The organism is Blastococcus sp. SYSU D00695 (assembly GCF_054050555.1).
Genome location: NZ_JBJGZP010000011.1, coordinates 84,429 through 99,649 on the forward strand (window position 1 = coordinate 84,429; position 15,221 = coordinate 99,649).

At 77.6% G+C, this 15,221-nt stretch carries 12 protein-coding genes; 4 read left to right on the forward strand and 8 right to left on the reverse strand.

Features of this window, described 5'->3' with window-relative positions:
* Nucleotides 1–16: 16 nt before the first annotated feature.
* Genes ACI781_RS09655 through ACI781_RS09670 form a run of 4 tightly spaced genes read right to left on the reverse strand, consistent with a single transcriptional unit; the run spans nucleotide 17 to nucleotide 3,709 of the window.
* The gene (locus ACI781_RS09655) at nucleotides 17–622 is read right to left on the reverse strand and encodes a response regulator transcription factor (RefSeq protein WP_456565871.1); all 606 of its coding nucleotides are present in this window, start codon (nucleotides 620–622) and stop codon (nucleotides 17–19) included.
* Nucleotides 619–1,821 carry a sensor histidine kinase gene (locus tag ACI781_RS09660; protein ID WP_456565872.1) on the reverse strand — a complete coding sequence of 401 codons (1,203 nt, stop codon included), beginning with the start codon at nucleotides 1,819–1,821 and terminating at the stop codon, nucleotides 619–621. The genes ACI781_RS09655 and ACI781_RS09660 overlap by 4 nt, the downstream gene beginning before the upstream one ends.
* Before the next feature lie 44 nt (nucleotides 1,822–1,865).
* Nucleotides 1,866–2,669 carry an ABC transporter permease gene (locus ACI781_RS09665; RefSeq protein WP_456565873.1) on the reverse strand — a complete coding sequence of 268 codons (804 nt, stop codon included), beginning with the start codon at nucleotides 2,667–2,669 and terminating at the stop codon, nucleotides 1,866–1,868.
* A gap of 44 nt (nucleotides 2,670–2,713) precedes the next feature.
* Complete coding sequence (locus ACI781_RS09670; RefSeq protein WP_456565874.1) at nucleotides 2,714–3,709, reverse strand: ABC transporter ATP-binding protein; 996 nt, start codon at nucleotides 3,707–3,709, stop codon at nucleotides 2,714–2,716.
* Between the two features lie 217 nt (nucleotides 3,710–3,926).
* Between ACI781_RS09670 and ACI781_RS09675 the strand changes: the two genes are divergently transcribed.
* Entirely contained in the window at nucleotides 3,927–4,913 is a 987-nt protein-coding gene (locus ACI781_RS09675) for a 3-methyladenine DNA glycosylase (protein WP_456565875.1), read from the forward strand.
* Here ACI781_RS09675 and ACI781_RS09680 read toward each other — a convergent pair.
* A complete protein-coding gene (locus tag ACI781_RS09680; protein ID WP_456565876.1) occupies nucleotides 4,823–7,825 on the reverse strand; it encodes a glycosyltransferase family 2 protein in 3,003 nt (1,000 codons plus the stop codon). The genes ACI781_RS09675 and ACI781_RS09680 overlap by 91 nt on opposite strands.
* 347 nt (nucleotides 7,826–8,172) lie before the next feature.
* On the opposite strand from ACI781_RS09680, the gene ACI781_RS09685 reads away from it, so the two are divergent.
* Nucleotides 8,173–9,753: a chitinase gene (locus ACI781_RS09685; protein WP_456565877.1), complete on the forward strand. Its 1,581-nt coding sequence runs from the start codon at nucleotides 8,173–8,175 to the stop codon at nucleotides 9,751–9,753.
* 70 nt (nucleotides 9,754–9,823) lie between these two features.
* The gene (locus ACI781_RS09690; RefSeq protein WP_456565878.1) at nucleotides 9,824–10,657 is read left to right on the forward strand and encodes a tyrosine-protein phosphatase; all 834 of its coding nucleotides are present in this window, start codon (nucleotides 9,824–9,826) and stop codon (nucleotides 10,655–10,657) included.
* Nucleotides 10,658–10,681: 24 nt separating this feature from the next.
* Here ACI781_RS09690 and ACI781_RS09695 read toward each other — a convergent pair whose 3' ends face one another.
* Nucleotides 10,682–12,046 (reverse strand): diguanylate cyclase domain-containing protein, encoded by a 1,365-nt coding sequence (locus ACI781_RS09695; protein ID WP_456565879.1) that lies wholly within the window; start codon nucleotides 12,044–12,046, stop codon nucleotides 10,682–10,684.
* A gap of 245 nt (nucleotides 12,047–12,291) precedes the next feature.
* Here ACI781_RS09695 and ACI781_RS09700 point away from each other — a divergent pair, with 245 nt between their 5' ends.
* Entirely contained in the window at nucleotides 12,292–12,765 is a 474-nt protein-coding gene (locus ACI781_RS09700; protein WP_456565880.1) for a DUF4396 domain-containing protein, read from the forward strand.
* A gap of 21 nt (nucleotides 12,766–12,786) precedes the next feature.
* Here ACI781_RS09700 and ACI781_RS09705 read toward each other — a convergent pair whose 3' ends face one another.
* Nucleotides 12,787–14,847 carry a diguanylate cyclase domain-containing protein gene (locus tag ACI781_RS09705; RefSeq protein ID WP_456565881.1) on the reverse strand — a complete coding sequence of 687 codons (2,061 nt, stop codon included), beginning with the start codon at nucleotides 14,845–14,847 and terminating at the stop codon, nucleotides 12,787–12,789.
* Nucleotides 14,848–15,068: 221 nt separating this feature from the next.
* On the reverse strand, nucleotides 15,069–15,200 hold the full coding sequence (locus ACI781_RS09710) for a hypothetical protein (RefSeq protein ID WP_456565882.1): 132 nt from the start codon (nucleotides 15,198–15,200) through the stop codon (nucleotides 15,069–15,071).
* Between the last annotated feature and the right edge of the window lie 21 nt (nucleotides 15,201–15,221).

Sequence of the window (15,221 nt, forward strand, 5' to 3'; positions counted from 1 at the left end):
CCCGGGACCGGGCCGGCTAGATCCAGCCGTGCCGCTGCGCGGCCGCCACGGCCGCGTGCCGGTTGGCGGCGCCCAGCTTCGCCGCGGCCGCCGACAGGTGGTTGCGGACCGTCCCCGGCGACAGGTGGACCCGCGCGGCGATCTCCTCCACCGGGGCGCCGGTCGCGGCGAGCTCCAGCACGTCGGCCTCCCGCGGGGTGAGCGGGCTGTCCCCGGCGCTGATCGCCTCCGCGGCCAGCTCCGGGTCCACGTAGCGGCCGCCCCGGTGGACGGTGCGCACCACGTCGGTGAGCACCGACGACTGCACCGTCTTGGGCAGGAAACCGCGCACCCCGGCGGCCAGGGCCCGCTTGAGGTGCCCGGCCCGGCCGTGGCCCGTCACGATGACGCAGGCGCACCCCGGCAGGAGCCCGGCCAGCTCGGCGGCGACGGAGATCCCGTCGCGGTCGGGCATCTGCAGGTCCAGGACGGCGACGTCGGGGGCGTGCGCCCGGGCCATCGCCAGCGCCTCCGCGCCGGACGCGGCCTGGGCGACCACCTCGACGTCGTCCTCCAGGGCCAGCAGGGCGGCCAGCGCCGACCGGATCAGGTTCTCGTCGTCGGCCAGCAGGACCCGGATCACGGCGCCTCCTCCACGGGCAGCGCGGCGGCGAGGGTGAACCGCCCGCCCGCGCCGGCGGCGGTCAGCGTCCCGGAGGCGGCGGCGAGGCGCTCGGCGAGCCCGGTCAGGCCGCTGCCCCACCGCGGCTCGCCGGGCCCGGCCCCGTCGTTGTCCACGGTCAGGACCGCGCGGCCGCCGTCCACCGCGAGGGTGATCGCGCACGTCGCCGCCCGGCTGTGCCGCAGCACGTTGGTCACCGCCTCCCGCACCACCCAGCCCAGCGCCGTCTGCACGCGCTCGGGCAGCTGGGCCCCGCACTCCTCGCCCGCCACCGTGCAGGCCACCCCGGCCGCGCGCAGCACGGACCGGGCGCCGGCGAGCTCCCCGGCCAGGTCCGCTGTGCGGTAGCCGCGCACGACCTCGCGCACCTCGCGCAGCGACTGCTCGGCGATCCGGCTGATGTCGGCCACCTCGTCGGCCGCCTCGGGCCGCCGCCGGCGCACGAGCTCGCCGGCCAGCTGGCTCTTCACCGCGATCGCCGACAGGTTGCGGCCCATGACGTCGTGCAGGTCGCGGGCGAACCGCAGCCGCTCCTCGGCGACGGCCAGCTGCAGCTGCACGCCGCGGTTGCGCTCGGTCTCCACGACGACGTCCAGCACCCACACCGAGAAGCGGAAGGCCAGCGCCAGGCCCACCAGGGCGAGGCCCATGGCGACCGCCTGGGCCACCGCCGCGGGCAGCGACCGGCCGGCGACGACGGCGGCCCCGCCGACGAGCACGCCTGCCCCGGCGCCGGCCGCGGTGAGCACCCGGGAGGACCACAGCGGCGCGCACGCGGTCAGTGCCATGGCCAGCGGCAGGCCGACCACCCACGCCACCGCCTCCGGCGTCGTGCTGCCGCGCAGGCCGACGAGCCCCACGAGGGCCGCGGCGAGGGCGGCGGCGACCAGGGCGCCGACGAGCCGGTACGGCACCCCGGCCCCGCGCTCCGGGACCGCCAGCCCGGCGCGGACCACCGCGATGCCGAGGGCCGCGACGGTGACGCAGGTGAGGACGTAGCCGGCCACCACGGGCGGGCCGGCCTCGGCCGCGACCGGGGACAGGGCGAGCAGGGCCAGCAGCGGCGTGAGGGCGAGCCAGCAGTAGAAGGACCAGCGGGTGTACAGGTCCAGGCGCTGCGGCGCGGTGCGGCTCTCCCACCACCGCGAGACGGTCGGCACGGCGAGGATGCTGCCGTACCGGCCGTCGGCGTGCGCCGCGTGCGTCACCGCCGGGGCGCCCAGCGGAAGACGCGGGGCGCGACGAGCGCGCCGGCGACCAGCCACACGGCCAGCACGGCCAGCGGCACGGGGGCCGCCGCCCACGCACCGGCGAGGTCCACCGCGTCGCCGGCGGGGGTGCGCCCGGCCAGGCCCAGGCGGGCCAGCTCGACCACCGGGGTCAGCGGCAGCAGGCGGGCCACGTCGGCCAGCCCGTCGGGCAGCGCCGACAGCGGGAACAGCAGCCCGGACAGGGCCGTGGTGGCCATCACCAGCGGCAGGGTGGTGATCTGCGCGCTCTCCGGCGTGCGGGTGAACGCGGTGCTGGCCAGCGCCAGCAGGACCATGAGCGCGGCCCCGCCGAACAGCGCCAGCACCGGCAGGACGACGTCGACCGGCGCGGCCCACTCCCCGATCACCGCGACGCCCGCGGTCACGACGGCGACCTGCCCGACGGTCACCAGCAGCGTCGGCGCGGCCGTGCCGAGCAGCACCTCGGCGTCGGTGAGCTCGCCGGTGCGCATCCGCTGCAGCACCAGCTCCTCGCGGCGGGCGACGTACGTCGTCACCAGGTTGTAGTAGGTGAGGAAGACCAGGGTGATGCCGACGGCGGCCACGAGCAGCTGGGGGCCGGCGGGGTCGTCGTCGGAGCCGATCCCCAGCGTCGGCACCGCCGCGACCAGCAGCAGCGGCAGCAGCACGGAGTTGACGAGGGCGGTGCGGTTGCGCGTCAGCAGCCGCGTCTCCGCGGCCGCGAGGACGAGGGTGCGCCGCACGGGGGCGGGCGCGCGGGTGGCGAGGGTGGTCACGGTGCGGTCCTCCGGGGTCCGGGTGGGCGGGCGGTCGGGCGCGGTCAGGCGGCCGCGGGCGCGGGGTACGGCTCCAGGTGCGGGGCGTCGTCCGGGGCGTCGGCGACGGCGAGGAAGGCCTGCTCGAGCGTCGCCGAGCGGGCCTGCAGGCCGACGAGCTCGACGCGCTCGCGGTCGGCCCACGCCAGCAGCTGCGTGAGCGCCGGCTGCAGCGCCCGGGTCTCCAGCTCGACGCGGGCCCCGGTCCCGGCCGACCGGGTGGCGGGCAGCTCCGGCAGGTCCGGCGCGCCGGGGCGCAGCTCGAACCGGATGGTCGCCGGCTGCGTGGCCGCGAGCTCCCCCGCGGTGCCGCTGAGCACGATCCGGCCGGCGCGCATGATCGCGATCCGGTCGGCCAGCTCCTCGGCCTCCTCCAGGTGGTGGGTGGTGAGGACGACGGCGGCGCCCTCGGCCACGTGCCGGCGGACCAGCCCCCACACCGCGCGCCGGCTCTCGGGGTCCAGGCCGGTGCTCGGCTCGTCGAGCACGACGACCCGAGGCCGGCCGAGCAGGGCCAGGGTGAGGTCCAGCCGGCGGCGCTCCCCGCCGGACAGGCTGCGCACCGCCACGTCGGCCCGGCCGGTGAGCCCGACCTGCGCCAGCGCCTCCGCCAGGGGCAGCGGGGAGGTGAGCGTCCCGGCCCAGGTGCGCACCGTCTCGGCGACGGTCAGGTCGCCGGGCAGCCCGCTGGCCTGCAGCAGCACCCCCAGCGACGGCCGGACGGCGGCCCGCTCGGCGATCGGGTCGTGGCCCAGCACGCGCACGGTGCCCGCCGCCGGTGCGGCCAGCCCCTCCAGGACCTCCAGCGCCGACGTCTTCCCCGCGCCGTTGACGCCCAGCAGCGCGAACACCTCGCCGGGCCGGACCTCGAAGGAGATGCCCCGGACGGCCCGGAAGCCGCCGTAGCGGCGCTCGAGGTCGACGACCTCGACGGCGGGGGCGCCGGGGTCGGCGCCCGGCGGGGAGGACGGCGCGGGGTGCGGGGACGGCGCGGGCTGCATGCGGGCTCCTCGGGTGGGCGGGGGCGGCCGCGGCGCGACCGGGGTCCTCGGGACACCTCCGAGGCTGCCGCCGGACCGGGCCGGGCACAGGTGCCACCGCTCACGACCGCGGCGGCTCCCGGCACGGGTCGCCCCTGACACGTGTCACGGGTGCGCCCGGACACGGAGCCGCCGCCGTCCGGGGTGGGGAGGGTGCACCGGCGCCTACCCTGGGCCGGTGCCGACCGCGTTCCCGACCGCGCTGGCGGCCGGCGAGTGGCGGCGCCGGGCCGCGGCGCACGCGGAGCGGGCCGACGCGCTGACCGCCGGGCACCGGGCGCGGCGCTCCCGCGGCGAGCGGCACGCGGTCGAGGACTTCCTCTACACCTACTACGACACCCGCCCGGCGGTGCTGCGCCGCTGGCACCCCGGCGCGGGGGTGGCACTGCTCCCCGGCGACGACGGGACGCCGGCCCCGCAGGCCGGCACCCGCTGGTACGCCACCGACGCACGCGGCGCCGTCGCCCTGGACACCGGCGCCTTCCTCGCCGACCGGGGCGACACCGTCCGCTTCGTGGCCCGCCTGCTCGCCGCGACCGCGGGCCGGCCGGCCTTCACCGGCTGCTTCGGGCTGCACGAGTGGGCCATGGTCTACCGCGCCGACGAGCGCCGGCACGCCCTGCCGCTGCGGCTCGGCCGCGCCGGCACCGACGCCGTGGTCGAGGCCCACCCCATCCGGTGCAGCCACTACGACGCGTTCCGCTTCTTCACCCCGGAGGCGGTCGGCCGCAACGCCCTGCAGCCGACCCGGGCCACGCAGGTCGACCACGAGCAGCCGGGGTGCCTGCACGCGGGCATGGACCTGCACAAGTGGTCGCTGAAGCTGGGCCCGGCGGTGCCCGGCGAGCTGGCGCTGGACTGCTTCGCGCTCGCCGCCGACGTCCGGGTGCTGGACATGGAGGCCTCCCCCTACGACCTCTCCGCCCACGGCCGGACCCCCGTCCGGATCGAGACGCCCGAGGGGCGGGCGGAGTACGCCCGCCGGCAGCGGGCCCTGGCCGAGCGCGGGGCCCGGCTGCGGGCCCGCCTGCTCGACGTCTGCACGGCGGTCCTGGCGGGCCCGCCGGCGGCACGTCACACGGCCGGGCCGGGGGCCGCGGTCAGCGGGTCGGCGGGCGCCGGGCCCGACCAGCTGGCGGCCGGGGAGGGCAGCCCCAGCAGGTAGCCCTGGGCCAGCAGGACGCCGCAGGACCGCAGCGCGTCCCGCTCCGCCTCGGTCTCGACGCCGGAGGCGACCACCTGGCAGCCGCGCTCGGCGGCGAAGGGCACCAGGGCCTGCAGGAGCGCCCGCCGCGCCGGGTCGTCCTCGAGCCCCGCGGTGGTCTCGCGGCCCAGCTTGAGGAAGGCGGGCCGGTGCTGCTCGACCCGGCTGAAGCTCCCGTAGCCGACCAGCGGGTCCTCCAGCGCGACGCGCACCCCGGCCGGCACGCCGGTGGGCGACAGCTCGCGCCCCTCCACGAGCGGGCCGGACTCCAGCACCACCGGCCGCGGGGAGGAGCCCACGAGCGCCGACAGCACGTGCCGCTCGTCCCACATCGCGCCCGACACGTTGACCGAGACCCACGCCCCCGGGGGCAGGTCGTCGGCGGCGGCGAGCGAGGCGCGGATCATGGCGCCGTCGAGGTCGACCCCGACGCCGCGGAAGGTCGCGGCGTCCAGCCGGTCCTGCGGCGGCCGGCCGTCGGCGAAGCGGCACAGGGCCTCGAAGCCCACCGGCGCGCCGTCGGCCAGCCGGACGATCGGCTGGAACACCGTGAAGAAGATGAAGTCGCGGAACGCGGCCACCCCGCCGCCGTCGTCGGCTGCGCCGCCGGCCGGCCGCAGGGCCGGGACGGCCCGGTGCTGCCCGCCGGGGTCCGCGGCAACGGCCGGGGCGGTGCCCTCCGGGGTGCCGGCGTCCGGGGTGCCGGCGTCCGGCAGGCCGTACTGCAGCACCGCCGCCCAGTCGGGCGCGGACGTGCCGGTGGCCGCCCGCCGCTGACCCGCGCCCCCGCGGCTCGCGGCGCGCCGGGGACGGCGGGGCCGCAGCGCGGCGACCGGGGGGTACAGCCAGTCGCGCAGCTGCACCCACAGGTCCACGGCGCTGTTGCCCAGCCCGACGAAGGCGACCATGGCGTAGGTGGAGAGGACGCCGTTCAGCAGCGCGAACACCAGGTGCGACCAGCGCGCCTGCTGGATGTCGACGACGACGTTGTAGACGCACAGCGCGATCAGGGCCAGCGGCGCGAGGATGAACACGGCGCCGGCGGTGGTCCGGTCGCGGACCTTCGGCGTGCGCTTGAAGGCGCTCTTCTCCCCGGTGATCAGCTGCAGCACGGACGCGAACGAGCCGGACAGGTTCACCGGGAGCAGCACGAGGTTGAACCCGTAGATGCGCAGCACGTCGGTCCGCCGGTAGCCGGTGGCGCGCAGGTCACCGGCCATGACCAGGAAGTAGGGCACCGACACCAGCAGCAGCAGCGGGTTGAGCAGGTCGGCGTTAAACGGGTAGACGAGCATGGTCAGCAGGCAGACCGAGCTCCAGGCGATCGAGGCCATGTAGTTCACGCGGAGGAACAGCTCGCCGAAGCGGTTGCGCTCGCCGCGCTCCCGCCGCGCCCGCATCTGCCGGCGCAGCTTGGGCAGGATCAGCAGGCCGCCGTTGGCCCACCGCTGGCGCTGGATGCACAGCGAGCCGAAGTCCGGCGGGGTGGCCGAGTACGCCAGGCGCTCGGGGTAGTTGACCAGCGACCAGCCGTGGACGCCGAGGTCGATCGTGGACTCGGTGTCCTCGATGACCGTGCGGTCGGAGATGTAGCGCCGGATCTCGAAGTCGCCGTCGTAGTCGATCTGGACGATGTCGTCGAGGGCCCGCTTGCGCAGGACCGCGTTGGCGCCGACCCAGAACGTGGCGTCGTACTGCGTCATGCCCTGGTGGACGATGTGCTGCAGGTCGGTCGAGGCCCCCGAGATCCGCTCCAGGCGGGTGGCCGCCCCCGGGAACGAGCTGTACGGCGTCTGCGCGACGGCCACCCGCGCGGAGGCGCTCTGCTCCAGCAGGTGCACCATCCGCAGGGCGTACTCCGGCAGCAGCATGCTGTCGGCGTCCAGGGTCAGCACGTACGCCGGGTCGGCGACGACCAGGTCGGCGGCGCGGGCCGAGGAGGGCACGAGCGTCCGCCCCACGGGCGTGTCCACCTCCTGGTAGCTGCCGCCCATCAGCCCGATGTAGCTGTTGAGGTTCATCGCCTTGTTCGGCTCGTGCGACAGCGACCGGTAGCGCTTGCGCTCGAAGCTCGTGAGGCGCGCCGAGAAGGTCGACACCAGCCGCCGGTGCAGCTGCCGCAGCCGCTCGGGCGGCAGGACGACGCCCTCGTCGACGCCGGTGTCCAGGGCGCGGGCGACGGTCTCGAGGTCGGCGGCCAGCGCGCCCACGACGTGCCGGGTGAAGAAGACGTCGGTGTGGTCGAGGACGACGTGCCGCGCGGCCAGGTCGCGCAGCCACTGCACCGCGAAGCGGTGGTGACCGGCCAGCTCGCGCAGGTCGTCGGTCGTCGGCGCCCGGCCGGCCCCGTCGCCCACCTCGGCCTCGAAGGCGTCGAGGGCGGCGCGGAACCGGCCCGCGGGGACCGCCAGCTCGGCCGCGATGGCCCCCGGCAGGGCCCGCGCCTCCTCCAGCAGCGTGCGGGCGCGCCGCGTCGTCGGCTGCTGCGGGTCGTCGATGAGCAGGACGACCTCCAGCTCCGGGTACTCCTGCAGCGCCGCCGACAGCAGCGTCGTCCGGATGACCCGTTCGTCCTCCTGGTAGGAGGGCACGAGCACGGTCACCGGGCGTGCCGGCTGGTCGGAGAAGGCGTCGAGGACCGACCGCGGGGCGCGGGTGTGGGCCCGGCTGCGGTAGAAGAAGCCGATCCGGGTGATCAGGTAGGCCATCGCCGAGGTGGCCAGGCCCGTCACCATCAGCAGGTAGACGATCGCCTCGATCACCAGGCGGGCGCTGTGCGCCCGGCCCTCGATGAACTGCTGCTCGACGGTGACGGCGGTGTAGACCGCCCAGGCCGAGACCGTCAGCACGATCGCCATCCGGCCGATCGCCATCCGGCCCTCGGAGACCCGCGGCGGGACGAGCGGCAGGGGGCGCTGGCGCCGGTCGGCCCCCCACTGCCGTCGCGTGGCCGGAGCTCTCCGGTCGTTGGTGCCGTGTCGCATCGTCGAGAGCCGCCTTCGTGTCGTCCCGGAGGCGGCGGGCGACCCACCCGCGCCACGGGGACCATCGGCCATCGCGGCGGGGATCCTGCGCCCGGCGGCCGGCCGGGTCACCCCTCGGGATGAGGACGGCGCCGCGCCGCGGCCCCGGCGGTCAAGTCCCGGGCAGGGTGTGTCGAGGTCCAGCGCAGGGACCCGGCCCGAGCCGGTCCCGCACCGACGAGAGCGAGGCCTCCCCCATGGGCGCACTGCCCGCAGCACCCCCCGGCGCGCCGGAGGACGACGAGCCGGCGGTGCCGCGCCGGCTGTCCTGGCGCCGGCTGGGCCTGCTGGTGGGCGTCGTCGCGCTGGCCGGCGCCGGCGTCACCTACCTGTCGGCCGACCGTTCGGCGGAGGCGCAGGACCCGCCGACGGCGTCGACCGTGCCCTACGTCGACGTCACCCTGACGCCGTCCTTCCCGTTCCAGGACCCCGCGGCCAACCCGGCCCGGACGGTGGCCCTGGCGTTCGTGGTGGCCGACCCGGAGGACGGCTGCGCGCCCAGCTGGGGCGGCTACCACTCCCTCGAGGAGGCGGGCAGCGCCCTCGAGCTCGACCGGCGGATCGCGCAGCTGCGGTCCGCCGGCGGGGACGTCGTGGTCAGCCTCGGCGGCCAGGCGAACGACGAGCTCGCGGTGAGCTGCACCGCCACCGCCGACCTGACGGCCGCCTACCGCGAGGTCGTCGAGCGCTACGACCTGACCGTGGTCGACCTGGACGTGGAGGGTGCGGCGCTCGCCGACCGGGCGGCCAGCGCCCGCCGCGCGTCCGCGCTGGCCGCGCTGCAGCGCGAGCGCGCCGCCGCCGGGTCGCCGCTGGACGTGTGGCTCACCCTCCCCGTGGCCCCCACCGGGCTGACCGCCGAGGCGGTGGACGTCGTGCGGGACACCCTCGCCGGTGGCGTCGAGCTGACCGGCGTCAACGTGATGACGATGGACTACGGCGCGGCCAAGCCCGCCACGCAGACGATGCTGGACGCCACCCGGCAGGCGCTGACGGCCACCGCCGAGCAGGTCGCGGACCTGTACGGCGAGCAGGGGACGCGGCTCGACGACGCCGAGGCCTGGGCCCGCGTCGGCGCGACCCCGATGATCGGCCAGAACGACGTCCCCGGCGAGGTCTTCACGCTCGCGGACGCGCAGGCGCTGGCCGCCTTCGCCCGCGACCACGGGCTGGGCCGGCTCTCGCTGTGGTCGCTCAACCGCGACGCGCCCTGCAGCGCGACCTTCACCGCGGTCGCCGTGCTGTCGAACACCTGCAGCGGGGTCGACCAGGAGCCGCTGGCCTTCACGGCCGCCCTCGCCGACGGCGACGGCGACGGGGCCACGGTGCGGGTCGGCGACACGGACGACCGCGCCGACCGGGAGGTCGTGGTCGACGACCCGGCGACCAGCCCCTACCCGGTCTGGCGGGTGGAGGGCCACTACCCGGCCGGCTACAAGGTGGTCTGGCAGGGCGACGTCTACGAGGCCCGGTGGTACGTGACCGGGACCGACCCGGCGATGCCGGCGGTCGCCGGGAGCCCGTCGCCGTGGACCCTGCTCGGTCCGGTGACCACCACCGAGGCCCCGCCGGAACCGGTGCCCACCGTCACCGACGTGGTGGCCGCGTGGAGCCCCGACGTCCTGTACCAGCGCGGCGACCGGGTGCTGCTGGAGGGCCTGCCGTACGAGGCCCGGTGGGCCAGCCGCGGCGCGGCGCCGGGGACGCTGTTCCCCGTCGGGCCGGACGAGGCCTGGGCGCCGCTGTTCACCCTCCCCGGCGAGCCGCCCGGTTCCTGACCCCCGGGTCGACCGGCCCCGGCCGCCCGCCCGTTGCCCGATCGTCACGGGGCCGCCGTACCGTCGGGGGGTGACCTCCCGCTCCGTGCGCACCGACCGCTGGCTCACCCTCGACGGGACGACGAACACGCGCGACCTGGGCGGCCTGCCCACGGTCGACGGCGGGACGACGCTGCCCGGCCGGGTCCTGCGCAGCGACAACCTGCAGACCCTCAGCGAGGGCGACGTCCGCCGGCTGGTCCGGGAGGTGGGGCTGCGGCAGGTGATCGACCTGCGCAGCATCGCCGAGGTGCTGCTGGAGGGCCGCGGGCCGCTGCGCGCGGTCCCCGAGGTCACCCACCGGCACTTCAGCCTGCTCCCCGAGCGCGGCCACCACACCGACGTCTTCGCCGTCGAGGAGGCCGACGTGCCGGAGCTGCCCGGCGGCTGGGTGGAGTCGCTGCTGCCGCGGCAGGTCGGCGAGGTGGACCAGGGCGAGCCGCCGGCCGTGCGGTCCTACCTGGGCTACCTGGAGCACCGGCCGGAGAACGTCCTGGGCGCCCTGCGGGCGCTGACCGCCGCCGACGGCGCGTCGGTGGTGCACTGCGCGGCCGGCAAGGACCGCACCGGCGTCATCGCCGCGTTCGCGCTGGCCGTGGCCGGCGTCCCCGACGAGGAGATCGTCGCCGACTACGCGATGACCGCCGAGGTCATCGAGGCGCTGGTCGCGAAGCTCGCGACGTCGGAGACCTACCGCGAGGACATGGACGAGGACGACCTGGCCCGGCACACCCCGCGCGCGGAGACGATGGAGCGCGTGCTGACCGTCCTGCGCGAGCGCCACGGCGGTCCGGCGGGCTGGCTGTCCGAGCGCGGCTTCGGCGCCGACGAGCAGCGGGCGCTGCGGGCGGTCCTGCGCGGCTGAGCCGGGCGGCGCACCCCGGCCGGGTCAGGCCGGGGGGCGCCGGTCGGACTGGGCCGCGCGCAGCAGGTCGTCGGCCACGCCCCACTCCCCGGAGTGCACCGCCACGCCCACCGCGGTCGCGACCGCCACCGGCCGCCGGGAGAGCCGGAACGGCTCGGTGAAGCAGGCCCGGACACGGGTGAGCACCGCCCCGACGTCGGCGGGGTCGCCGAGCCCGGGCAGGACGACGGCGAACTCGTCGGCGCCCAGCCGGGCGACGGTGTCCGCGGGCCGGACGGCGGCCCGCAGGCGGGCGGCGACCTGGCGCAGCAGCTCGTCGCCGGCCTGCGCGCCGTGCTCGGCGTTGACCGCGGCGAACCCGTCGAGGTCGCAGCTGAGGACGCCGACGTGCTGGTCGGCGCGGACGGTGGTCAGCGCCGCCTCCAGCCGCTGGCGCAGCAGCTCGCGGTTGGGCAGCCCGGTCAGCGTGTCGTGGGTGGACCGGTGGTGCAGGCTGTCGGCCAGGCGGGCCCGGTCGAGCGCGACGGCCACCTGGTCGGCGGCGCCGCGCAGCCGGTCGAGCAGCTCGCCCTCCAGCCCCGGCGGGGTGCGGCCGGCCGGCCAGCTGGCGGCGACCGCGCCCAGGAACACCCCGCCGGCCACCAGCGGGACGACGAGCGCGTCGGTCACGCCGACGGCCCCCAGCAGGTCGCGGACGGCGGGGCTGCAGGTCTCCCAGCGCAGCACCCGCGCGGCGCGGTCGGTCAGCATGCCCACCAGCTCGGGCGCGTCCTCCGCGTGCACCTCCAGCGGCAGGTCGCCGGTGGCCCCGCTGCCGGCCGCGGCCCGCAGCAGGCCCGCGCCGGTCTCCCACAGCAGCAGGGTCACCCGGTCGCAGCCCACGACGGCGGGCAGGGCGGCGGCGGCCTCCTGGCAGACGGCGGCCGCGTCGGGGGCGGCGGCGACGGCGGCGCCGAGCGCGGTCAGCGCGGCGGCGCGGGCCGCCTCGCGGCGGGCGTCCTCGCCGGCGGCGCAGAGCTCGAGGACGGCGGCGGCCAGCCCGGCGTAGGCGCGCAGCACCGCCGGGACGCCGGGCGGCGCCACCCCGGCGTCCGGGACGGCGGCCAGCCGGCCGTGCCAGCGGCGGCCGCAGGCCACGTCGACGACCACGGCGCCCGGTCCGGGGGTGGCGCCGGACAGCACGACGGCGGCGAGGCCGGCCACCTGCTCGGCCGGGAGCCCCACGGCGCGGGCGAGGACCTCCTCGCCGCCGGCCGGCGTCACCGCGAGCAGCAGGCCGCAGCCGGGCAGCGCCTCGGCCGCGCGCGCCAGCAGGGAGTCCAGCGAGTCCGTGAGCGCGGCGCCCGCGGCGAGGCCCGCGGCGGCGTCCTCGAGCGCGGCGAGCCGCACCTCCACCGTCCCCGCGGCGTCGGCGGGCGATGGGGCGGTGCCGCGCCGGCGTCCGGGCCGGAGCCATCCACCGCGGTCGGGAGTCCTCACCTGCTCCCGATCGGCACGCGGGGGCCTGCGGTTGAGCCGGACCGACCCGTGCGGGGGAGGCCGCGCGGCTCGCACCGGGGGGAGGCCTTGACGGGGGCACCACGGCGGCGTACACCTGTGGATACCCCCAGGGGGTATCCACGAGGAGGTCGACCATGGACCACGCACACCACCACCCGGCCGGAGCGACCGGCGCGGTCGGCTGGCCGGACGCCGCGCGCGCGACGCTCCACTGCCTGACCGGCTGCGCCATCGGCGAGGTCCTGGGCATGGTGATCGGCACCGCGCTCGGCCTCTCCACGCTCAGCACCGTCCTGCTGGCCGTGGCGCTGGCGTTCGTCTTCGGCTACGCCCTCACCGTCCGCGGCGTCCTGCGCGCCGGCCTGCCGCTGCGGGCGGCCGTCCGGGTCGCGCTCGCCGCCGACACCGTGTCGATCGCCGTCATGGAGCTCGTCGACAACGGCGTCATGGTGGTCGTCCCCGGCGCGATGGACGCCGGCCTGACCAGCGGGCTGTTCTGGGGCGCGCTCGCGTTCTCCCTCGCCGTGGCGTTCGTCGTCACCACGCCGGTCAACCGGGCGCTGATGAGCCGCGGCCGCGGGCACGCCGTCGTCCACGCGGTGCACTGACCGTGACCGCGGGGCGGGGCGTCAGCCGGCGCCGCGTCCCGCGGTCCGGCCGCGGGCGCTGCGCTTGTGCCGGTACATGTCCGCGTCGGCGGCGACCAGCAGGTCCTCGGCCACGCCGCCCCGGCCGGCGTGGACCGCGGTCCCGATGCTGGCGCCGACCTCCGCCCGGCCGCGGCCCAGCCGGAAGGGCTCGGCGAAGCAGTCGTGCAGCCGCGCGGCCAGCTGCCGGGCGTCGTCCGCCCCGGCCAGGCCGGGCAGGAGGACGGCGAACTCGTCCCCGCTCAGCCGGGCGACGACGTCCCCGGGGCGGATCGCACCGCGCAGCCGCGCCGCGACCTGGCGCAGCAGCTCGTCCCCCGCGGCGTGCCCGAGCGTGTCGTTGACCTGCTTGAAGCCGTCGAGGTCGCAGAAGAGCACCGCGACCGAGCGGTCGGGCGCCCCGGCGGCCAGCGCGCCGGACAGCAGCTCGACGAACAGCCCGCGGTCGGGCAGCCCGGTCAGCCCGTCGTGGGTGGCCTGGTGGCGCACCGTCTCGAGCAGCCGCGCTTTCTGCAGGGCGGTGGCGCCCTGGTCGCCGACCCCGCGCAGGCGGGCGAGGACGTCGCTGCGGTCGCGCGCGCCCGGCGCCCCCACCCGCCACGAGGCGGTGGCGACCCCGAGGAAGACGTTGCCGGCGAGGAGCGGGACGGCGACGACCTCGCCGATCCCCAGCCGGGCCAGCAGCTCACCCAGGAGGGGGCTGGACGCGCCGGCGGTCAGGAACCGCGGTTCCCGGTCGCCCAGCATCCCGACGAGCTCGGGGACCTCCTCGGCGGCGAGGTCGCTCGCGGCGAGCAGCTCGGCGCGCTCGGGGTCCAGGCCGTGGGAGGCGACCAGGCGCAGCCGGCCGGCGGCCGGGTCCCAGAGCATGACCGAGGCGCTGGTGCACCCGACGACGCCGGGCAGCGCCCCGGCCATCTCCCGGCTCACCGTCTCGGCGTCGGTCGCGGCCGACAGCCGGTGGGCCAGCCCCAGCAGCGCCTCGGCCCGCCGCGCCTCCAGGCGCGCCTGGTCCAGGGCCAGCACGAGGTCCAGCGCGGCGGCGGCGTGCCCGGCGTAGGCGGCGAGCATCTCCCGCTCCGTGCCGAGCGCCCCGTCGCCGGGCCGGTCGAGCGCGGCGAGCCGGCCGTGGGCCCGGCGCGCCGACCGCACGTCGACCGACACCACCCCGGGCCCGAGGTCCTCGCCGGCCAGCAGCCGCCGGGCGAGCTCCGGAACCTGCTCCGCGGGGACGCCGGACGCGTGCACGAGCGGCTGCCCGCCGTGCGGGTCGGCGACGGCGATGAGGTAGCCCGGCGCCAGCACGGCCGCGGCGGCCCGCTCGACGATCCGGCGCAGCACCGCGTCGAGGTCGTCGACGGCGACGAGGTCGGTCGCGGCCGACTGCAGGGAGCGCAGCTGGGCGCGCAGCGCGACCAGCTCCGGGTCCCGGCCGGGCACTCGGCGCCGTCCCCACCGGCGCCGGCGCTCCCAGGACAGGTGGTAGACGCAGGCCGGGTGGCCGTCGGACTCGCACTCCTCGTGCACGACGGTCGCCGCCGGGAGGCCGAAGATCGGCGGGACCATCGAGAAGAGCCCGCGGGCGTAGTCGCAGTCCAGCCGGGAGTGCCGGTACCCCTCGTGGAGGCGGTACCGGATCGTGGCGGTGGTGGCGCCGCAGCTGAGGACCTCCATCGTGGAGGTGGTGCTGTAGTTGCCGACGGCGCGCGGCAGCTTGCGGAACACCTGGCGCGGCGAGCCCAGCGCACGCAGCAGCAGCAGGACCGCGGGGTTCATGCCCGACGACCCCAGGGACTCCGCGCCCACCCGGTACATCGTGTGCGGGTCGCCGAGCACCTCGGTGGCGGCGGTGAACAGCCGGATCCGGGTGTCGTAGCTGGTCCACCGGGACGGCTGGCACAGCTCCTCGGCGGTCAGCGCGGTGCCGGCGCGGCGCAGGACCTCGCGCACGGCGTCCTCCCCGCCCCGCTCACGCACGTGCGCGAGGACCAGGGTGGTCGTGACGCCGGAGGTCTCGCGGGCCTCCTCGCGGGCAGCGGGCACGGGCGGGCCGGCCGGGTCCGCCGGACCCGCGCCTCCCGGAACGCCTCGGTGCTGCTTCTCCACGGACCCGACATCGGCACGCGGGGCCGCCGACCGCAGCGGTGCCACCCTCGAAGGGGGGAGCCGGCCTGGACCGGACCGCGCCGATCACCCCCCGGAACGGCAGCGACCCCGGCCTCCGGCGGAGGGCGGGGTCGCTCGCTTCGGTGTGCTGCGGGTGCTCAGCGCCGGTTGGCGATGGTCAGCAGCTCGTCGCGCATGGTGGGGCTCGCCGAGCCGAACGCAGCACGCTCCAGGGCCCGGCGGGTCCGCACGGCCCGTCGCCGCTGACGCCAGGTGGACACGGTGCTCATGGTGCTCTCCGGTTGTCGTGG